General features: G+C 58.3%; 27 protein-coding genes and 1 pseudogene. All 28 read right to left on the bottom strand.

What is annotated here, in order from left to right; genetic code table 11:
• Positions 1-141: 141 nt before the first annotated feature.
• On the bottom strand, positions 142-1,140 hold the full coding sequence (rpoA, locus tag KUL77_RS06875; RefSeq protein ID WP_297144914.1) for a DNA-directed RNA polymerase subunit alpha: 999 nt from the start codon (positions 1,138-1,140) through the stop codon (positions 142-144).
• Between the two features lie 57 nt (positions 1,141-1,197).
• Positions 1,198-1,827, bottom strand: a complete 630-nt coding sequence (gene rpsD, locus KUL77_RS06880) for a 30S ribosomal protein S4 (protein ID WP_297144916.1) — start codon at positions 1,825-1,827, stop codon at positions 1,198-1,200.
• Between the two features lie 15 nt (positions 1,828-1,842).
• Positions 1,843-2,235, bottom strand: coding sequence for a 30S ribosomal protein S11 (rpsK, locus tag KUL77_RS06885; RefSeq protein ID WP_297144918.1), 393 nt, complete (start codon positions 2,233-2,235; stop codon positions 1,843-1,845).
• 12 nt (positions 2,236-2,247) lie between these two features.
• Positions 2,248-2,604 (bottom strand): 30S ribosomal protein S13, encoded by a 357-nt coding sequence (gene rpsM, locus KUL77_RS06890; RefSeq protein WP_297144921.1) that lies wholly within the window; start codon positions 2,602-2,604, stop codon positions 2,248-2,250.
• Between the two features lie 342 nt (positions 2,605-2,946).
• Positions 2,947-4,296 (bottom strand): preprotein translocase subunit SecY, encoded by a 1,350-nt coding sequence (secY, locus tag KUL77_RS06895; RefSeq protein WP_297144924.1) that lies wholly within the window; start codon positions 4,294-4,296, stop codon positions 2,947-2,949.
• 7 nt (positions 4,297-4,303) lie between these two features.
• The gene (gene rplO, locus KUL77_RS06900; RefSeq protein WP_297144927.1) at positions 4,304-4,741 is read right to left on the bottom strand and encodes a 50S ribosomal protein L15; all 438 of its coding nucleotides are present in this window, start codon (positions 4,739-4,741) and stop codon (positions 4,304-4,306) included.
• A 4-nt stretch (positions 4,742-4,745) separates the two neighbouring features.
• Positions 4,746-4,934 carry a 50S ribosomal protein L30 gene (gene rpmD, locus KUL77_RS06905; RefSeq protein ID WP_297144930.1) on the bottom strand — a complete coding sequence of 63 codons (189 nt, stop codon included), beginning with the start codon at positions 4,932-4,934 and terminating at the stop codon, positions 4,746-4,748.
• The gene (gene rpsE / locus KUL77_RS06910; protein WP_297144933.1) at positions 4,927-5,466 is read right to left on the bottom strand and encodes a 30S ribosomal protein S5; all 540 of its coding nucleotides are present in this window, start codon (positions 5,464-5,466) and stop codon (positions 4,927-4,929) included. Before rpsE ends, rpmD begins: the two co-directional genes overlap by 8 nt.
• Positions 5,467-5,630: 164 nt before the next feature.
• Positions 5,631-5,984 (bottom strand): 50S ribosomal protein L18, encoded by a 354-nt coding sequence (gene rplR / locus KUL77_RS06915; protein WP_297144935.1) that lies wholly within the window; start codon positions 5,982-5,984, stop codon positions 5,631-5,633.
• A 30-nt stretch (positions 5,985-6,014) separates the two neighbouring features.
• The gene (gene rplF, locus KUL77_RS06920) at positions 6,015-6,542 is read right to left on the bottom strand and encodes a 50S ribosomal protein L6 (RefSeq protein ID WP_297144937.1); all 528 of its coding nucleotides are present in this window, start codon (positions 6,540-6,542) and stop codon (positions 6,015-6,017) included.
• A 13-nt stretch (positions 6,543-6,555) separates the two neighbouring features.
• On the bottom strand, positions 6,556-6,951 hold the full coding sequence (rpsH, locus tag KUL77_RS06925) for a 30S ribosomal protein S8 (RefSeq protein WP_297144940.1): 396 nt from the start codon (positions 6,949-6,951) through the stop codon (positions 6,556-6,558).
• Positions 6,952-7,120: 169 nt separating this feature from the next.
• On the bottom strand, positions 7,121-7,426 hold the full coding sequence (gene rpsN, locus KUL77_RS06930; RefSeq protein WP_297144941.1) for a 30S ribosomal protein S14: 306 nt from the start codon (positions 7,424-7,426) through the stop codon (positions 7,121-7,123).
• 9 nt (positions 7,427-7,435) lie between these two features.
• A complete protein-coding gene (gene rplE, locus KUL77_RS06935; protein WP_297144943.1) occupies positions 7,436-7,978 on the bottom strand; it encodes a 50S ribosomal protein L5 in 543 nt (180 codons plus the stop codon).
• Position 7,979: 1 nt separating this feature from the next.
• A complete protein-coding gene (gene rplX, locus KUL77_RS06940) occupies positions 7,980-8,294 on the bottom strand; it encodes a 50S ribosomal protein L24 (RefSeq protein ID WP_297144945.1) in 315 nt (104 codons plus the stop codon).
• A gap of 17 nt (positions 8,295-8,311) precedes the next feature.
• Positions 8,312-8,680, bottom strand: coding sequence for a 50S ribosomal protein L14 (rplN, locus tag KUL77_RS06945; protein WP_028839560.1), 369 nt, complete (start codon positions 8,678-8,680; stop codon positions 8,312-8,314).
• Between the two features lie 14 nt (positions 8,681-8,694).
• Positions 8,695-8,958: a 30S ribosomal protein S17 gene (rpsQ, locus tag KUL77_RS06950; protein ID WP_297144952.1), complete on the bottom strand. Its 264-nt coding sequence runs from the start codon at positions 8,956-8,958 to the stop codon at positions 8,695-8,697.
• A gap of 12 nt (positions 8,959-8,970) precedes the next feature.
• Positions 8,971-9,177: a 50S ribosomal protein L29 gene (rpmC, locus tag KUL77_RS06955; RefSeq protein WP_297144955.1), complete on the bottom strand. Its 207-nt coding sequence runs from the start codon at positions 9,175-9,177 to the stop codon at positions 8,971-8,973.
• Positions 9,177-9,590 carry a 50S ribosomal protein L16 gene (gene rplP, locus KUL77_RS06960; protein ID WP_297144956.1) on the bottom strand — a complete coding sequence of 138 codons (414 nt, stop codon included), beginning with the start codon at positions 9,588-9,590 and terminating at the stop codon, positions 9,177-9,179. The genes rpmC and rplP overlap by 1 nt, the downstream gene beginning before the upstream one ends.
• A gap of 3 nt (positions 9,591-9,593) precedes the next feature.
• Positions 9,594-10,343 carry a 30S ribosomal protein S3 gene (gene rpsC / locus KUL77_RS06965; protein WP_297144959.1) on the bottom strand — a complete coding sequence of 250 codons (750 nt, stop codon included), beginning with the start codon at positions 10,341-10,343 and terminating at the stop codon, positions 9,594-9,596.
• A gap of 2 nt (positions 10,344-10,345) precedes the next feature.
• Positions 10,346-10,681, bottom strand: a complete 336-nt coding sequence (gene rplV, locus KUL77_RS06970) for a 50S ribosomal protein L22 (protein ID WP_297144962.1) — start codon at positions 10,679-10,681, stop codon at positions 10,346-10,348.
• A gap of 10 nt (positions 10,682-10,691) precedes the next feature.
• The gene (gene rpsS, locus KUL77_RS06975; protein WP_297144964.1) at positions 10,692-10,958 is read right to left on the bottom strand and encodes a 30S ribosomal protein S19; all 267 of its coding nucleotides are present in this window, start codon (positions 10,956-10,958) and stop codon (positions 10,692-10,694) included.
• Positions 10,959-10,964: 6 nt separating this feature from the next.
• On the bottom strand, positions 10,965-11,792 hold the full coding sequence (rplB, locus tag KUL77_RS06980; RefSeq protein WP_297144967.1) for a 50S ribosomal protein L2: 828 nt from the start codon (positions 11,790-11,792) through the stop codon (positions 10,965-10,967).
• 11 nt (positions 11,793-11,803) lie between these two features.
• Positions 11,804-12,103, bottom strand: coding sequence for a 50S ribosomal protein L23 (rplW, locus tag KUL77_RS06985; RefSeq protein ID WP_297144970.1), 300 nt, complete (start codon positions 12,101-12,103; stop codon positions 11,804-11,806).
• Positions 12,100-12,702 carry a 50S ribosomal protein L4 gene (rplD, locus tag KUL77_RS06990; RefSeq protein ID WP_297144973.1) on the bottom strand — a complete coding sequence of 201 codons (603 nt, stop codon included), beginning with the start codon at positions 12,700-12,702 and terminating at the stop codon, positions 12,100-12,102. The genes rplW and rplD overlap by 4 nt, the downstream gene beginning before the upstream one ends.
• A 2-nt stretch (positions 12,703-12,704) precedes the next feature.
• Positions 12,705-13,361, bottom strand: a complete 657-nt coding sequence (gene rplC / locus KUL77_RS06995) for a 50S ribosomal protein L3 (protein WP_297144975.1) — start codon at positions 13,359-13,361, stop codon at positions 12,705-12,707.
• A gap of 11 nt (positions 13,362-13,372) precedes the next feature.
• On the bottom strand, positions 13,373-13,684 hold the full coding sequence (gene rpsJ, locus KUL77_RS07000; protein ID WP_005408208.1) for a 30S ribosomal protein S10: 312 nt from the start codon (positions 13,682-13,684) through the stop codon (positions 13,373-13,375).
• Between the two features lie 339 nt (positions 13,685-14,023).
• Positions 14,024-16,768 carry a M14 metallopeptidase family protein gene (locus KUL77_RS07005; protein WP_297144980.1) on the bottom strand — a complete coding sequence of 915 codons (2,745 nt, stop codon included), beginning with the start codon at positions 16,766-16,768 and terminating at the stop codon, positions 14,024-14,026.
• A gap of 157 nt (positions 16,769-16,925) precedes the next feature.
• Positions 16,926-17,082 (bottom strand): annotated as a pseudogene (locus tag KUL77_RS07010) (elongation factor Tu); the annotation flags it as partial.

Below are 17,082 nucleotides of genomic sequence, written 5' to 3' on the forward strand. Positions count from 1 at the left end.
GAGATTCGCTGTCGCCTTCTTGGCGTTGAAACAATGGACTGCGGTTGGTCCGGGCGGCGCATTCCCTGCGTCACCGTGCCCCGAAATTGATTCGTGGGCAAAATGTCTCCTTCCCCCAATCAGGGGAAGGAGACGTGTGCATCAGCCGATCATGCCGTGCGAAGAAACGCCGGCCGGCGGCCAGTTTTCCAGCTTCATGCCAAGCGACAAGCCCTTCTGAGCCAGCACTTCCTTGATTTCGGTGAGCGATTTCTTGCCGAGGTTCGGCGTCTTCAGCAATTCCACTTCGGTCTTCTGGATCAGATCACCGATGTAGTAAATGCTTTCTGCCTTCAAGCAGTTGGCCGAGCGCACGGTCAGTTCCAGATCGTCGATCGAGTGCAGCAGCACCGGATCTACGTCGGCGGTGGCACCCTTGGCCTGCTTGGCGTCACGGCGGGTGAAATCGCCGAACACCGACAGCTGATCGGTGAGGATGTCGGCCGCAGTACGCACCGCCGCTTCGGCGTCGATCGTACCGTTGGTTTCGATATCCAACACCAGCTTATCGAGGTCGGTGCGCTGTTCCACACGCGCCGGATCGACGGCGTAGGACACGCGACGCACCGGCGAGAACGACGCATCCAGCATCAGGCGGCCGATGGCACGGCTCTCTTCATCTGGACGACGGCGTGCAGCCGCCGGCTGATAGCCAAAACCACGGGTCACGGTCAAGCGCATGCTCAGCGTGATGTCCTTGGTCAGGGTGGCGATCACGTGCTCGGGGTTCAGCACTTCCACATTGTGGTTGGTCTTGATGTCAGCAGCGGTGACAACACCAGGACCTTGTTTTTTCAGTTCAACGACATCGCTGTCGCCGTTATGCAAGCGAATGGCAACATCCTTGAGGTTCAACAGAACTTCGAGAACGTCTTCCTGCAGGCCTTCAACCGTGGTGTACTCATGCAGTACGCCGTCAATTTCGACTTCGGTAATGGCGCAGCCGGGAATCGACGAAAGCAAAACGCGACGCAGGGCATTGCCGAGCGTGTGGCCATAACCGCGTTCTAGCGGCTCGATCACAACCTTGGCGCGGTGGTCGGTGATGCGTTCGATCTGCGGTCCGCGCGGACGCAGCACTTGGGTGGCGGTAACCGTCATTCGTGGTGTCTCCTGCTAACCGGCGCGGGAATGACCGCGCCGGCTGATGGCAATGGCTTACTTCGAGTACAGTTCGACGATCAACGCTTCGTTGATGTCGCTGGGCAGGTCGGAGCGATCCGGCACGGCCTTGAATACGCCGGCGAACTTGTTCGAATCAACTTCAACCCACGCTGGGGACAGATTCATCTGTTCCGACAGCGTCAGCGACTCCTTCACGCGAAGCTGCTTCTGCGCCTTTTCCGACAGCGCAATCGCATCGCCCGCCTTCACCGTGTAGGACGGCAGGTTGACCGGCTTGCCATTCACGGTGATCCCGCGGTGGCTCACCAGCTGACGTGCAGCCGGACGGGTAACGGCAAAGCCCATGCGATAGACAACATTGTCCAGACGGGTCTCCAGCAGCTGCAGGAGGTTTTCGCCGGTGTTGCCTTTCTTGGTGGCGGCTTTCTTGTAGTAGTTGCGGAACTGACGCTCCAGTAAGCCGTAGATGCGCTTGACCTTCTGCTTTTCACGCAGCTGGGTAGCGTAGTCGGACAGCTTGCCCTTACGGGCGTTAGCACCGTGCTGGCCGGGCTTTTGCTCCAGCTTGCACTTGGAATCGAGCGCACGCGCCGGCGACTTCAGCGAGAGGTCAGCGCCTTCACGGCGGGCGAGCTTACAGGTAGGACCGATATAACGAGCCATTTCTTATCGCCCCCCTTAGACGCGACGCTTCTTCGGCGGACGGCACCCGTTGTGCGGGATTGGCGTCACGTCGATGATGTTGAGGATCTTGTAACCAACGTTGTTCAGCGAACGCACTGCGGATTCGCGACCCGGGCCTGGGCCCTTGATGCGAACTTCCAGTGCCTTGACGCCGTAATCAAGCGCCGCCTTGCCTGCCTTTTCGGCAGCCACCTGGGCTGCGAACGGGGTGGACTTACGCGAACCGCGGAAACCCGCGCCGCCCGAAGTCGCCCAGCTCAGTGCATTGCCCTGACGGTCGGTGATGGTCACGATGGTGTTATTGAAGGAAGCGTGCACATGTGCAATACCGTCGGTAACGACGCGCTTGATCTTCTTCTTGGTTTTAACAGCTGATGGTTTGGCCATGATGTCTGTTCCTTACTTCTTGATGGCCTTACGCGGGCCCTTACGGGTACGCGCATTGGTACGGGTACGCTGACCACGCAGCGGCAGGCCACGACGGTGACGCAGACCACGGTAGCAGCCAAGGTCCATCAGACGCTTGATCGCCATGCCGATTTCACGACGCAGGTCGCCTTCGACAACGAACTTGCCGATCTCGGCGCGCAGGCGCTCGACTTCGGGCTCGGACAGGTCACGAATCTTGGTGGACGTGTTCACGCCCGCCAGTTCGCACACCTGCTTGGAACGGGTACGGCCAATGCCGTAAATGCTTTGCAAACCAACCCAGACATGCTTCTGGGCAGGCAAGTTGACGCCTGCAATACGCGCCATAAGGCGATCTCCGATAAACAAAATGACGCCAAACCGACAGGTTTGACGTGGGAAACGTGGAATTGTAACCCAATCCCGGCTTATGAAAAAGTCAAGACCTAAAGATCATGACTTCGGCATGGGGAGTGTGCCCATGCTCCGGCGATGGCTCCAGACTGGCAGCGTCCAGACCTTTCGGCCTGTACCTGCCCGCGCACTACTCTGGCGCGCGGATCGGTCCAGAGCCACCTGCACGCGGGATCGTCGCGCAGGTCGCCCATTTGCCAGTTTGCGCCTTCGTCAAACTGGCGGTATTGCTCGGCCGCCTAAGCCAGGCGGCCGCGTAGGATAGCAGAACGCGGATTAGCGCGCACGCCCACCCTTCAGGTTGGCTTTTTTCAGCAAGCTTTCGTATTGGTGCGACATCAAATGCGCTTGAATCTGCGCAATGAAGTCCATCACCACCACCACCACGATCAGCAGCGAGGTGCCACCGAAGTAGAACGAAGCGCCCAGTTCGGTACGCATCAATTCCGGCAGCAAGCACACCAGGATCAAATACACCGAACCTGCCGCAGTCAAACGCGTCAACACGCCATCGATGTAATCAGCGGTTGCACGCCCCGGACGGATGCCCGGAATGAGCGCCCCCGACTTCTTCAAGTTATCCGCAGTTTCCTGCGAATTGAATACCAAGGCGGTATAGAAGAATGCGAAGCCACCAATCAATGCGGCCAGCAAAATCATATGCAGCGGTTCACCTGGGGACAGCATCTGGCTGACTTTTTGCAGCCAAACGGTGGCCGGGCTACCCGACTGACCAAACCACGTCGAAGCCGTGGCCGGGAACATGATGATCGACGATGCGAAGATCGGCGGGATCACGCCCGACATATTGAGCTTCAGTGGCAGGAACGAGCTCTGGTTCTGGTAACCACCGCGCCCACCTTGGCGACGTGCGTAGTTCACGGTAATGCGGCGCTGACCGCTTTCCATGAACACCACGAACCAAGTGACGGCCAGCACGATCGCAAGAATCACAAACACCGTGATCCACTGCATATCACCGCTATTAGCCTGCTGCAGCGTGTTAAGCACTGCACCCGGCAAGCCCGCCACGATACCGGCAAAGATAATCAGCGACACGCCATTACCAATACCGCGCTCGGTGACTTGCTCACCTAGCCACATCAAGAACACCGTACCCGCAGTGAGCGACACCACAGCCGTGAGCACGAAGCCAACACCGGGGTTATAGACCACCTGCGCGCCCGTGCCTGCGCCCTGCCCCTGCAGTGCAATCGCAATACCTGCCGCTTGAAACACTGCCAAGAACACGGAACCGACACGCGAGTATTGGGTAATCTTGCGACGCCCAGACTCGCCTTCCTTCTGCAGAGCCTTCAGGCTTGGCAACACCTGCACCATCAGCTGCATCACGATCGATGCCGAGATGTACGGCATCACGTTCAACGCGAGCAGACTGAAGCGCTCAAGTGCGCCGCCGGAGAACATGTTGAACATGTCCACAACGGTACCCTTCTGCGAATCCATCAGCTGCAGCATGGCATCGGGGTTGACGCCCGGCACCGGGATATAACACCCGATGCGATAGACGATCAGTGCACCAATGACAAACAGCAGACGCGAGCGAAGTTCAGTGAACTTGCCCGCGCCCAGCAGCCCTGCTATTGACTCACCGCTGCGCGACATTCGTCGATTACTCCGCCAGCGAGCCGCCAGCAGCGATGATCGCGGCCTTGGCCCCAGCAGTTGCGGCAATACCCTTCAAAACGAAGGCCTTGGTGAGCTCACCCTTGACCACAATCTTGGCGCGCTTGGCCGTGCTCGGCACAAGACGAGCCGCCTTCAGGGCAGCAAAATCCACGTCGCCTGCCGGCAAGCTATCCAGCTTGTACAGCAGCACTTCAGCGGTGTCCTTGGCCATCATCGAAGCAAAGCCGATCTTCGGCAGACGACGCTGCATCGGCGTTTGACCGCCTTCAAAGCCCGCCTTGATCTTGCCCTTACCGGAACGTGCGAACGAACCCTTATGGCCGCGACCAGCGGTCTTGCCAAGGCCCGAACCAATGCCACGACCAACGCGAACGCGGTCCTGACGAGCGCCCTCTGCGGGCTTGAGTGTATTGAGCTTCATAGAATTACTCCTCCACCTGCACCAAGTAGTGCAACTGGTTGATCAGACCACGTACCTGCGGGCTGTCTTTCAGCTCGCGGACGCTGTTGAGCTTGCCAAGACCCAGCGCCTTCACCGACAGACGGTGACGTGCTTGCACGCCGCGCAGACCTTTGACCAAACGTACTTTGACGGTCTTGGTTGCATTAGCCATGGTTCAGATCCTCCACCTTCTTGCCGCGCTTAGCAGCAATACGGGCTGGCGACTGCATCGATACCAAACCCTTGACCGTGGCGCGCACCAAGTTGATCGGGTTACGCGAACCCACTGCCTTGGCCAGCACGTCCTTCACGCCCACCGCTTCCAGCACAGCGCGCATCGCGCCACCGGCGATCACGCCGGTACCTTCGGAAGCCGGCTGCATGTACACACGCGCCGCACCGTGGCCTGCTTTCACAGCATGGAACAGCGTGCCGTTATTCAGATCCACATTGCTCATATTCTTGCGGGCATATTCCATCGACTTCTGGATGGCCACCGGCACTTCTTTTGCCTTGCCATAACCGAAGCCAATTTTGCCTGCACCATCACCCACCACCGTCAGTGCGGTGAAGGTGAATTGACGGCCACCCTTGACGGTCTTGCTGACGCGGTTCACCGCAATCAGCTTCTCGATCATGCCGTCATCGATTTCTTCGCGTTCGCGATTACGGTCGCGGCCGCGGGATTCGCGTTGTTCTGCCATTTTCGATGTCTCAATAGTGAAAGGAATTTGCGGCTTTGCCGCTTATGGTTGTGCGTAGTTTCGGGTGTACTACCGAACTTGAAATCAAGCCCGACATTCGGCGTATCTCACGCCGACAAGCAATGTGAAAGGGCACGGAGTGTTCACCCCATGCCCTTACGACATTAGAACTGCAGACCAGCCTCACGCGCGGCATCAGCCAGCGCCTTGATGCGGCCGTGGAAGCGGTAACCCGAGCGATCAAATGCGATCTTCTCGACACCAGCCGCCTTAGCGCGCTCGGCAATGATCTGACCCACCTTGGCGGCGGCGTCTTTGTTCTTACCGTTGGCCAAACCGGCCTTAACGTCGGCTTGCAGGGTGGAGGCCGAAGCCAGCACCTTGGCGCCGTCGGCGGTGAACAGCTGAGCGTACAGGTGCTGACCGGTGCGCAGCACCGACAGACGCGGCGCGCCGAGTTCGCGGATATGCGCGCGGGTCGATTTGGCGCGGCGCAGGCGAGCGATTTTCTTTTCCATGGTTCTCTTCTCCGAAAGCTGAAGGTGCGATTACGCCTTCTTGGCTTCCTTACGGATGATGGTTTCGTCGGAATACTTCACACCCTTGCCCTTATAGGGCTCCGGCGGACGGTAACCGCGAATCTTGGCAGCCACTTGACCCACCAGCTGCTTATCCGCACCGGACACGAGGATTTCGGTCTGGGTCGGGGTTGCAATGGTGATGCCTTCCGGCGCGGGGAACACGACAGGGTGGGAGAAGCCGAGCGACAGGCTCAGGTCCTTACCCTGCATCGCAGCGCGGTAACCCACACCGACCAGTTCCAGCTTACGCTCGAAACCAGTGCTCACACCGTGCACCATGTTGGCAACGATGGCGCGCAAGGTGCCAGCCATCGGCACATTGGAGGCATCGTTTGCGGTCAGGTGAGCAGCACCGTTATCAACGGAAACTTCGACACCTTCGGGCTTGGCGATGCTCAGGGTGCCTTTCGGCCCCTTCACGCTGATCGTTTCGGCTTGAATATTGAGTTCTACACCCTTCGCCAGGGTGATCGGCTTCTTGGCAACTCGGGACATGTTCTAAACTCCCTTACGCCACGATGCACAGGACTTCACCGCCGACGCCCTGCTGGCGCGCCTTCGAATCCGTCATGATGCCCTTGGAGGTGGAAATGATGGCAACGCCGAGGCCGTTGAGTACCTTCGGCAGGGAGTCCTTGCCGCGGTACTGACGCAAACCCGAACGCGACACGCGCTTCAGGGTTTCAATGACCGGCTTGCCTTCGAAATACTTCAGCGCAATTTCCAGCTCGGCTTTCGCGCCGTTCTGGGTCACACGCGCATCGGCAATATAGCCTTCTTCTTTCAAGACGGCGGCAATCGCCACCTTGGTCTTGGACGACGGCATTAGTACCGTCTGCTTACCAACAGCGGCGGCATTTTTAATGCGCACCAGCATGTCGGCGATTGGATCAGTCATGCTCATGTAGATTCACCTGATGAGTAGCACCGATATCCGCTTCCGCGAAAATCTGCTTGGGTTTTGATGTGCCATTACTGGCTTTTTGGTGCAACCAAAGCCCCACATTGCTGTGAGGCTCGGGGTTGCTGCCCACCACTTTCGCGGCGAGCAGCTGGGCAGTGTAACAGGTTTTTTACCAGCTTGCTTTACGGAGACCCGGTACGTCACCACGCATGGTGGCTTCGCGCAGCTTGTTACGGCCGAGGCCGAACTTGCTGTACACCGCGCGCGGACGACCGGTGAGGGCGCAGCGCGTGGTTTGACGGGACGGCGAAGAATCGCGCGGCAGCTTCTGCAGCTTGGTCGCCGCAGCCATTTTGTCCTCGTACGAGGCATCCTGGCTGGCGATGACCTTCTTCAGCTCTTCACGCTTGGCAGCGTGCTGCTTAGCGAGCTTAGCGCGCTTGATCTCACGGTTGACCATGGAAGTCTTAGCCATGACGTGTCCTTAGTTGCGGAACGGGAAGCGGAAGGCTTCGAGCAGGGCTTTCGCTTCTGCGTCGGTCTTCGCGGTGGTGGTGATCGCAATGTCCATACCGCGCATTGCGTCAACGGCGTCAAAGTCGATTTCCGGGAAGATAATCTGCTCTTTGACACCCATGTTGTAGTTGCCACGGCCGTCGAACGAACGCCCCGACACGCCGCGGAAGTCACGCACGCGCGGCAGCGAGATGTTGATCAGACGATCGAGGAATTCGAACATGTGCGCACGACGCAAGGTGACCTTGCAGCCGATCGGCCAACCGTCACGGATCTTGAACGACGCCACCGAGATACGCGACTTGGTCACGACCGGCTTCTGACCGGAGATCTTGGTCATGTCGGCAACGGCGTTTTCAAGCACCTTCTTGTTGGTTGCCGCTTCGCCCACACCCATGTTCAGGGTGATCTTGACGAGCTTCGGCACCTGCATCGGATTGGTGTAACCGAATTGCTGCATCAGCTTCGGCACCACTTCTTCCTTGTAGAACTTTTCGAGACGTGTGGTCATGTTAGATAGCCTCACCGCTGGAGCGGAACACGCGGATGCGCTTTCCATTCTCTAGCACCTTGGTGGCAACGCGCTCACCCTTGCCCGTCACCGGGTTCAGGATCATCACGTTGGAAATATGGATCGACGCCTCGCGCTCAATCACGCCACCGGCTTGGCCGGCCTGCGGATTGGGCTTGGTGTGACGCTTCACCAGGTTCAGGTTGGAGATGTACACGCGCTCACCATCGACACGCAGCACTTCGCCGGTCTGACCCTTGATCTTCTTGTTACCGGTGGTAACGACGACTTGGTCGCCTTTCTTGATACGGTTCATGTCTTAATTCTCCCCGCTCACAGCACTTCAGGCGCAAGCGACACGATCTTCATGAACTTTTCGGTACGCAGCTCGCGCGTCACCGGTCCGAAGATGCGGGTGCCGATCGGCTCCTGCTTGTTGTTGAGCAGTACAGCGGCATTGCCGTCGAAGCGAATCAACGAACCGTCGGCGCGACGCACACCCTTACGGGTACGCACCACGACGGCGTCGTAAACGTCGCCCTTCTTCACTTTGCCGCGCGGAATTGCTTCCTTCACCGACACCTTGATGATGTCACCGATGCCAGCATAACGGCGCTTCGAGCCGCCCAGCACCTTGATGCACATCAGTTCTTTGGCGCCCGAGTTATCGGCAACATCGAGAAAGCTCTGCATTTGAATCATGGCTTATCTCCTGTTTACTCGGCAGCGCGGGTGATGATTTCCACCACACGCCAGTTCTTGGTCTTGGACATCGGTGCGCATTCCGCCACACGAACGACATCACCTTCATTGCAGGTGTTGTCGGCGTCATGGGCGTGCAGCTTGGTCGAGCGACGGATGTACTTGCCGTACAGCGCGTGCTTGACCTGGCGCTCAACGAGCACCGTCACGGTCTTGTCCATCTTGTTGCTCACAACGCGGCCTTCGACCGTGTGCAGCTTCTTGGTTTGTTCAGTCATGTCTGCCGTTCCTTACTTCGTCACGCTGTTTTGCAGCGCGCCGAGCAGCGTGTTGACGCGAGCGATCTCGCGGCGCACGCGGCGGGGCTCATTGGTCTTAGACGGAGGCAGCTGGCCAGTAGCCTTCTGCATGCGGAGCGCGAAACGCTCTTTCTGCAGTTCGACCAAATGGGCCTTCAGTTCGTCCGCTGACTTTTGACGTAATTGCTTGAGTTCCATCAGCGCACCGTCCGGGTCACGAATTGGGTGGTGACCGAAAGCTTGGCGGAGGCCAGACGGAACGCTTCGCGTGCCACTTCCTCGCTGACGCCTTCGATCTCATAGATCATGCGGCCGGGCTGGATCTGGGCGACCCAGTATTCCACGTTGCCCTTACCGGAGCCCATGCGGACTTCGATTGGCTTTTTGGTGATCGGCTTATCGGGGAACACGCGGATCCACATCTTGCCGCCACGCTTCACGTAACGGCTGATGGAACGACGCGCGGCCTCGATCTGACGGGCGGTGAGCTGGCCGAAGGCGGTTGCCTTCAGGCCGTACTCGCCAAAGCTAACAGCGTTGCCGCTCCAGCTTAGGCCATCGTTACGGCCCTTATGGACCTTACGGTATTTGGTTCGCTTGGGTTGCAACATGATTTAGTCCCTCGCTTCGCCACGGTCGGCACGATCGCCACGGTCACGGCGCGGACCACGCGGACGCTCACGGTCACCACGCGGTGCCGGGGTATCGTCCTGCTTCTCCTGGCCCACTTGGCTGAAATCAAAGATTTCACCCTTATAGACCCACACCTTGATGCCGATGATGCCGTAGGTGGTCTTCGCCTCGGCGAAGCCATAGTCAATGTCCGCACGCAGGGTGTGCAGCGGCACGCGGCCTTCGCGGTACCACTCGGAACGGGCGATTTCTGCACCGTTCAAGCGGCCAGCCACATTGACCTTGATGCCGAGCGCGCCCAGACGCATCGCGTTACCCACCGCACGCTTCATGGCGCGGCGGAACATGATGCGGCGCTCCAACTGCTGGGCGATGGATTCGGCCACCAGCTGTGCGTCGAGTTCCGGCTTGCGAACTTCGGTGACGTTGATGTGCGCCGGCACGCCGAGCACATCGGAAACGTCTTTACGCAGCTTCTCGATATCCTCACCGCGCTTACCGATCACCACGCCCGGACGGGCGGTGTGAATGGTGACGCGTGCGTTGTTGGCCGGACGCTCGATCAGGATCTTGGAGATCCCGGCTTGCGCCAGCTTCTTACGCAGCATATCGCGAACTTTCAGGTCGCCAGCCAAGAATTCAGCGAACTGCTTCTTACCGGCATACCACTTGGAATTCCAATCCTTGGCGATGCCGAGGCGGATTCCGATTGGATTAACTTTATGACCCATGATTATTTGCCCTCGCCCACGACCACGGTGATATGGCTGGTGCGCTTCAAGATGCGCGTGCCACGGCCCTTTGCACGCGCCATAAAGCGCTTCAACGCAGGACCTTCATCGACCATGATGGTCTTGACCTTCAGCGCATCTGCATCGGCACCGTTGTTGTTTTCGGCATTCGAAGCAGCGGAGAACACGACCTTGTAGATCATGCCAGCAGCTTTTTTGTCCGAGAACTTCAACAGGTCGAGCGCACGCGCCACGGGCAGGCCACGCACTTGGTCAGCGACCAGACGGGCCTTCTGGGCGGAGATGCGCGCGGTGCGCAGGATTGCTTTCGCTTCCATTGTCATCTCCTTACTTCGACTTCTTATCGCCGCCGTGACCCTTGAACGTACGGGTCACTGCGAACTCACCCAGCTTATGGCCAACCATATTTTCGTTGACGAGCACTGGGATGTGGGTTTTGCCGTTATGCACGGCAATCGTGTGTCCGATGAGATCCGGCAGGATCGTCGAACGGCGCGACCAAGTCTTGATCGGCTTCTTGCTGCTACCCGCGGCCTCCACCTTCTTGAGCAGGTGGTGGTCGATGAACGGGCCTTTTTTAAGTGAACGTGCCATATCCGATTAGCTCCTACGGTCGCGCACGATGAACTGCTGGGTGCGCTTGTTGTGGCGCGTCTTGTAACCCTTGGTCGGCACACCCCACGGGGTGACCGGGTGCGGGTTACCCTGACCGGCCTTGGCTTCACCACCGCCGTGCGGGTGGTCAACCGGGTTCATCACCACACCGCGAACGGTGGGCTTGACGCCGCGCCAGCGTGACGCACCGGCCTTGCCCAACTTCTGCAAACCGTGTTCGTCATTGCTGACTTCGCCAATGGTCGCACGGCATTCAGCCGGCACCTTACGCATTTCACCCGAACGCAGACGCAGGGTGACATACACACCGTCACGCGCCACCAACTGCACGCCTGCACCCGCAGCGCGGGCCAGCTGAGCGCCCTTGCCGGGCTTCATTTCGATGCAGTGAATGGTGGAACCCACCGGAATGTTACGCAGCGGAAGGGAGTTGCCGGTCTTGATCGGCGCATCCGAACCTGCGATCACTTGATCGCCCGCCTTCAGACCCTTGGGCGCGATGATGTAACGACGCTCGCCGTCCACGTAGCACAACAGAGCGATGTGCGCAGTGCGGTTCGGATCGTATTCAATGCGCTCAACGCGTGCCGGAATACCTTCCTTATCGCGCTTGAAGTCAATGATGCGGTAATGCTGCTTGTGGCCACCGCCGATGTGACGGGTGGTGATACGACCGTGGTGGTTACGACCACCGGTCTTGCTTTGCTTTTCTACCAGCGCCGCGTGTGGAGCACCCTTATGCAGATCCGGGGTCTTCACACGAACCGCGCTACGGCGGCCAGCGGAGGTAGGCTTAAATGTCATCAATGCCATGATTATATTCCTCAGGCCGAGACGGTCATGACGTCAATCGCCTGACCTTCGGCCAGGGTGACGTACGCCTTGCGCCAATCATTGCGGCTGCCCTGACGGTTACGGAAGGCTTTGGACTTACCCTTCACGTTCACGACGTTTACAGCTTCAACTTTGACGGAGAAGATCGTTTCCACGGCTGCTTTGACGTCAGCTTTGGTAGCGGTCTTCGCGATCTCAAAGACGTATTGGTTAGAGACTTCCTGCAGACGAGCGGTCTTTTCAGACACGCGCGGTGCGCGGATTACTTCGTACAAGTTTGCGGCGCTCATGCCAGCCACTCCTCGATCTTCTTCACCGCATCGGTGGTCACCAGAACGGTGTCGGCACCGACCAGCGCAACCGGATCCAGACCCTGCACGTCACGCACCTGCACATAAGGCAGATTGCGCGCAGACAGGTACAGATTGTCGGTCGCTTCTTCGGTCACGATCAGCGGACGCTTACCGGCCTTGAGTTCAGCCAACTTGGCCACTAAACCCTGGGTCTTCGGCGCTTCGATATCGAAGCTCTCAACCACAGTGATACGGCCTTGACGGTTCAGCTCAGACAGGATCGAGGCGATCGCTGCACGGTACATCTTGCGGTTGACCTTCTGCGCAAAGCTGCGCGGCTTGGCCGCAAAGGTCACGCCACCACCCACGAAGATCGGAGCTGTCAGCGCGCCGTGACGTGCGCCACCGCCCTTCTGCTTCTTCGACTTCTTGGTGGTGCCATTGACTTCCGAACGGGTCTTCTGCGCCTTGGTGCCAGCACGACCTGCGTTGCGGTAAGCCACAACCACTTGGTGAATCAGATCTTCGCTAAACGCGCGACCGAACACCGCTTCAGAAACGGCAAGCTTCGCGCCGCCATTGATAGTAAGTTCCATGATCAGACTCCCTTGCTCGTCGGGCGAACGATCACGTCGCCACCCGGCGCACCCGGGACCGCGCCACGCACGGCGATCAGGCCACGCTCAGCGTCAACCTTCACCACCTGCAGACCTTGCGTGGTCTGGGTGACGTGGCCCATATGACCGGCCATCTTCTTACCCGGGAACACGCGGCCCGGCGTCTGGCGCTGACCGATCGAACCCGGCGAGCGATGCGACAGCGAGTTACCGTGGGTGGCATCACCCATGGAGAAGTTCCAGCGCTTGATCGTGCCCTGGAAGCCCTTACCCTTCGTCACACCTTGCACGTCGACCATCTGGCCTTCGCTGAAGATGTCAGCCTTGATTTCACCACCCACTTCAAAGCCGCCAATTTGGTCAGCTTCAACGCGCAGTTCCCACAGGCCACGACCCGCTTCCACCTTGGCCTTGGCCAGGTGACCGGTCGCCGGCTTACTGAGCAGACTGGCGCGCTTCACGCCTGCAGTAACCTGCACAGCGGTGTAGCCGTCAACTTCGAGGGTTTTGATCTGAGTGATACGGTTCGGCGTCGCTTCGATCAGGGTCACCGGAATGGACTTGCCATCTTCGGTGAACATGCGGCTCATGCCGGCCTTGCGACCGACGATGCCGAGCGAATATTTCTTCGCGCTCATCTTCGGTCTCCTCAGGTCAACTTGATCTGGACATCAACGCCAGCCGCGAGTTCGAGCTTCATCAGCGCGTCTACGGTCTTGTCGTTGGGGTCTACGATGTCAAGCACGCGCTTATGCGTGCGGGTTTCGTACTGGTCACGCGCGTCTTTATCGACGTGCGGGGACACCAGAACGGTGTAGCGTTCGATCTTGGTCGGCAGCGGGATCGGGCCACGCACTTGCGCGCCGGTCCGCTTAGCCGTCTCAACGATCTCACTGGCCGAGCGGTCGATCAGGCGATGATCGAATGCTTTCAGCCGAATGCGAATCTTTTGGTCCGCCATGGGAGAAATGCCTCATATCTAAAGAGCGACAGGTGCGACGGCGTTAGTGCGCCACACCCCGTGAAAACAACGAGTTACAACAATTTTTACCGCATATTCCGAGCATCCAGCCCAACCAAAACCACAAACAAGAATCCTGAACGCGCCGAAAGGCCCCGCCGATATGCTCCGGAAAGTTCCGGAACGGACGAGGCCTTGCCACGCGACTTTATCCTTGTCTGGCGAACACGAAGTGCGTCCTGCGCTTCTTTTCGCGTACCACTCCCAGCAAAGGGGAGCAGTGAGTTCACTATTCTGGCACAACTAAAACTGCCGCGCAAGTACGCCCCATTGCTGGATTTATTTAACCCCGTCTGGCTGCGCGGCATTCGCCTGCTCGCCTTGCATGAGGCTATTGAAGAGCAGTTTGAAAGCGCCATGCGCCTGCGCGCGGAATGTAATATCGGTACCAAAGAAGGTGAGCCGCCCACTGCCGATACGCGCTTGCGCGGCGAGCACGCCGTTTTGTAAATACTGCTGCCCCCACGCCCAGCCACTGCGCAGCGGAGTGGCATTGTCGAACCAAAGAATCGGCTTGATGTCGGTGCGCTCTTTTGGAAGATCAAATACTGGCGCGTTATCCCAGCGGCCGTCGGAAAAATACAGGTCTAACTGCTTGGGCAGGCCAAAGGCCACGGGGATCTCTGTATTAACGGCCACCTGCAATACGCTGCCGGGGATGTAGTACTCGCGGTCGCTCAATGCGCGCAGCTGGCCTTTGCCATCACTCACGCGTAAATGGCTTTGCACCGGCAGGCCGAGCAGCGTTGCAAGGCCACTTGACGAGCCCGTCGCCACGATATGCCCACCCTGCTCCAAGAACGTACGTAGCGCTGGCAGCGTGTCTTGGTTATCCAATTCGCCCAACATGTACTGATACTGCGCCGGAATCGTGGCGGCATCTTGCGACTTCACCTTGCGTCCGGCTTTGCCCGCCACCGCCAGCGATTCTGGCAGCGGCAGTGCGCCACTGGGCAGAATCAATACGTCATAGCGCTTGCGCAAACCGGGTTGATCAATTTGCTTGGGATACAGCACGTCGTACGCAAAACCAAACGACTCCAGCACGAGACGCGTCCAACCCGACACAATCGAGCCACCGTAGTGATCCCAGAGTGCGATCCGCGGCGCACGCACAACTTCGGTATCTCCTACACTGCGCGGCGCGGCCTGCAACTCAACACCAACACCTTGTAGCGCCTGCGCGAGCACACCCTGCGCTGACTGCGGAATGATGTAATTGCCCGGTGCATTGGCCTGCCGCCTTACCGCAACACCCGCTTTGAGCAGCCGATTGACTAGCAAAACGCTATCGTTGCTGCGCGCGTCAAGTACATACCCTTGCGTCGCCTTGGGCAATACACTACGCGGCGGTTGTTGTATCTCGCCCACCGGCACTGGTTCAAACGGGCCACTAAATGCATCGCGAATGCGGTCGAACTGCACGCCCATTTGCAGCGCAAGCGTCCAGCCTGCAGAGTCATAAGGTGCAATCGGCGGGCCTCCAACATACGCAAAATCATTCGGGTGATCTTGCGGTTCAAACATATCCAGCACATGCGGGCGGAAGGCTTGATCGGCGCGCACGATATAAGAACCAACAGGGTAGCGCTTCCCAGCCACGCTAAACGCCGCACGTGCACGCTGCACCTCAATGCCCGCCAACTGCAGTGCATTGATAAATTTCACCGCCGTGGAAAAATCAGGTTGATCCGCCGACAAGATATAGCCACGCGGGTCGCGCCGCTCCGGGCGATAAAGTAACGCGTGCAGCTGTGCAGCACTGACTTCATCTACTTTTTTCTCTGCTTTTTCTGCAAGCACCTCTTGCACTTGCTTCAATGCAGACGGGCTAGGCGTCCAGCTATCACGTTGGCCGCGCTCAATGGCGTCGCGCCCCATACGGTAGGCGTTGAGCAAGAGCTGCTGACTATTACGCGAAGCATAGTCCAGCACCGCCCAATTAGCCGCCAAGCTATAGTCGATGGACTGCCTGAAGTGCCACAGCTGCGGCTCCACCGGCGCAGGCAGATTGCTGTCAGGCAGCTGCCGAGAAACAAGAAAAGGCATCTCCATTGGCGTGGGGTTACCCACGATCTCAGTGAGAATGCCGAGCATATTGTGGAAATACGGCATCGTGCGCAGGCCGCCGTTCCACCACGTGGAATAGACGCTGCCGCGCTTGGAGACAGCGCCCGTCTTACCTTCTTGCAGGAAGCGAAGATTCATCGCTGAGCCTATGGCCTCTAGCTCAACCGGAATCATTGCATTGATGTTGTAGTTATACGGATCGCGGTACGGTGGCAACACAATCACCGTACCTTTAGGCGCGGCTTGATGATGGTTATAGACGATCTGCGGATACCACTGCGTGTACATCACCCGATTCATGTTCTGGGTTTCTTGCAGGGCCGCCATGTAGAAATCGCGGTTGTTATCATGCCCGGCGTATTTTTGATACATCCGTTGTGGAGTATCTAGCTTGCGTTTTTCTGGAACCGGCTCGCGCATATACCAATCCGAATACATCTGCTGGCCATCAGGATTGGCGTGCACTAACAAAATGATGACGTCTTTCAAAATGCGCTTGGTTTCGACGTCCTGGCGCGAGGCTAGCTGCCACACCGTTTCGATGAGTTGGTGCGCCCCTACCGTTTCGTTAGCATGCAGACCACCGTCGATCCACACCACAGGCTTACCAACGGAAGCAAGCTGCTCGGCGGCATTCGCATCCACCCGCGCGCGCGCCAGCTGTTCAGAAATATCGCGATAGTGATCCAGCTGCGCCAGATTTTCAGGCGCGGAAGCAATCAGCATCCATTGCGAACGCCCTTCCGACGTTTTCCCCATCTCCACAAGGCGGAAACGGTCAGAACTTGCAGCCACTTTGCGAAAATAGGCCTCGGTTTGATCATAGTTTGCAAGCTGGTAATCATCGCCGATGGCGAAACCAAAATGCGCACGCGGAGATGGGGTTTGCGCGAGCGCCACCCCTATCACGAGCCAACACGCCATCACAAAACCAAAGCGCAAAACGCTTGCCATGAAACTTACCCACTCTGACATAGTACGGCTACCGTGCCGAACTACTGCCCAAATCACAAGGCTCTTTTGGCATAGCCCCTAAGTTGACCTAAAAACAAAACCCCCGCTCATCACTGAGCAGGGGCCTTGTAGATCATCGCTTTCGCGTGAACTTAGATCACTTGATGATCTTCGCCACCACGCCGGCGCCGACGGTGCGACCACCTTCACGGATCGCGAAGCGCAGACCTTCGTCCATCGCCACCGGGTTGATCAGGGTGACCACCATCTTGATGTTGTCACCCGGCATCACCATTTCCACGCCTTCCGGCAGG

The organism is Thermomonas sp. (assembly GCF_019104945.1).
GTDB lineage: Bacteria > Pseudomonadota > Gammaproteobacteria > Xanthomonadales > Xanthomonadaceae > Thermomonas.

Excerpts from the sequence above, each read along its gene's own strand:
- rpoA (WP_297144914.1), bottom strand. The coding sequence starts at position 1,140 with ATGACGGTTACCGCCACCCAAGTGCTGCGTCCGCGCGGACCGCAGATC.
- rpsD (WP_297144916.1), bottom strand. The coding sequence starts at position 1,827 with ATGGCTCGTTATATCGGTCCTACCTGTAAGCTCGCCCGCCGTGAAGGC.
- rpsK (WP_297144918.1), bottom strand. The coding sequence starts at position 2,235 with ATGGCCAAACCATCAGCTGTTAAAACCAAGAAGAAGATCAAGCGCGTC.
- rpsM (WP_297144921.1), bottom strand. The coding sequence starts at position 2,604 with ATGGCGCGTATTGCAGGCGTCAACTTGCCTGCCCAGAAGCATGTCTGG.
- secY (WP_297144924.1), bottom strand. The coding sequence starts at position 4,296 with ATGTCGCGCAGCGGTGAGTCAATAGCAGGGCTGCTGGGCGCGGGCAAG.
- rplO (WP_297144927.1), bottom strand. The coding sequence starts at position 4,741 with ATGAAGCTCAATACACTCAAGCCCGCAGAGGGCGCTCGTCAGGACCGC.
- rpmD (WP_297144930.1), bottom strand. The coding sequence starts at position 4,934 with ATGGCTAATGCAACCAAGACCGTCAAAGTACGTTTGGTCAAAGGTCTG.
- rpsE (WP_297144933.1), bottom strand. The coding sequence starts at position 5,466 with ATGGCAGAACAACGCGAATCCCGCGGCCGCGACCGTAATCGCGAACGC.
- rplR (WP_297144935.1), bottom strand. The coding sequence starts at position 5,984 with ATGGAAAAGAAAATCGCTCGCCTGCGCCGCGCCAAATCGACCCGCGCG.
- rplF (WP_297144937.1), bottom strand. The coding sequence starts at position 6,542 with ATGTCCCGAGTTGCCAAGAAGCCGATCACCCTGGCGAAGGGTGTAGAA.
- rpsH (WP_297144940.1), bottom strand. The coding sequence starts at position 6,951 with ATGAGCATGACTGATCCAATCGCCGACATGCTGGTGCGCATTAAAAAT.
- rpsN (WP_297144941.1), bottom strand. The coding sequence starts at position 7,426 with ATGGCTAAGACTTCCATGGTCAACCGTGAGATCAAGCGCGCTAAGCTC.
- rplE (WP_297144943.1), bottom strand. The coding sequence starts at position 7,978 with ATGACCACACGTCTCGAAAAGTTCTACAAGGAAGAAGTGGTGCCGAAG.
- rplX (WP_297144945.1), bottom strand. The coding sequence starts at position 8,294 with ATGAACCGTATCAAGAAAGGCGACCAAGTCGTCGTTACCACCGGTAAC.
- rplN (WP_028839560.1), bottom strand. The coding sequence starts at position 8,680 with ATGATTCAAATGCAGAGCTTTCTCGATGTTGCCGATAACTCGGGCGCC.
- rpsQ (WP_297144952.1), bottom strand. The coding sequence starts at position 8,958 with ATGACTGAACAAACCAAGAAGCTGCACACGGTCGAAGGCCGCGTTGTG.
- rpmC (WP_297144955.1), bottom strand. The coding sequence starts at position 9,177 with ATGGAACTCAAGCAATTACGTCAAAAGTCAGCGGACGAACTGAAGGCC.
- rplP (WP_297144956.1), bottom strand. The coding sequence starts at position 9,590 with ATGTTGCAACCCAAGCGAACCAAATACCGTAAGGTCCATAAGGGCCGT.
- rpsC (WP_297144959.1), bottom strand. The coding sequence starts at position 10,343 with ATGGGTCATAAAGTTAATCCAATCGGAATCCGCCTCGGCATCGCCAAG.
- rplV (WP_297144962.1), bottom strand. The coding sequence starts at position 10,681 with ATGGAAGCGAAAGCAATCCTGCGCACCGCGCGCATCTCCGCCCAGAAG.
- rpsS (WP_297144964.1), bottom strand. The coding sequence starts at position 10,958 with ATGGCACGTTCACTTAAAAAAGGCCCGTTCATCGACCACCACCTGCTC.
- rplB (WP_297144967.1), bottom strand. The coding sequence starts at position 11,792 with ATGGCATTGATGACATTTAAGCCTACCTCCGCTGGCCGCCGTAGCGCG.
- rplW (WP_297144970.1), bottom strand. The coding sequence starts at position 12,103 with ATGAGCGCCGCAAACTTGTACGAAGTAATCCGCGCACCGCGCGTGTCT.
- rplD (WP_297144973.1), bottom strand. The coding sequence starts at position 12,702 with ATGGAACTTACTATCAATGGCGGCGCGAAGCTTGCCGTTTCTGAAGCG.
- rplC (WP_297144975.1), bottom strand. The coding sequence starts at position 13,361 with ATGAGCGCGAAGAAATATTCGCTCGGCATCGTCGGTCGCAAGGCCGGC.
- rpsJ (WP_005408208.1), bottom strand. The coding sequence starts at position 13,684 with ATGGCGGACCAAAAGATTCGCATTCGGCTGAAAGCATTCGATCATCGC.
- KUL77_RS07005 (WP_297144980.1), bottom strand. The coding sequence starts at position 16,768 with ATGGCAAGCGTTTTGCGCTTTGGTTTTGTGATGGCGTGTTGGCTCGTG.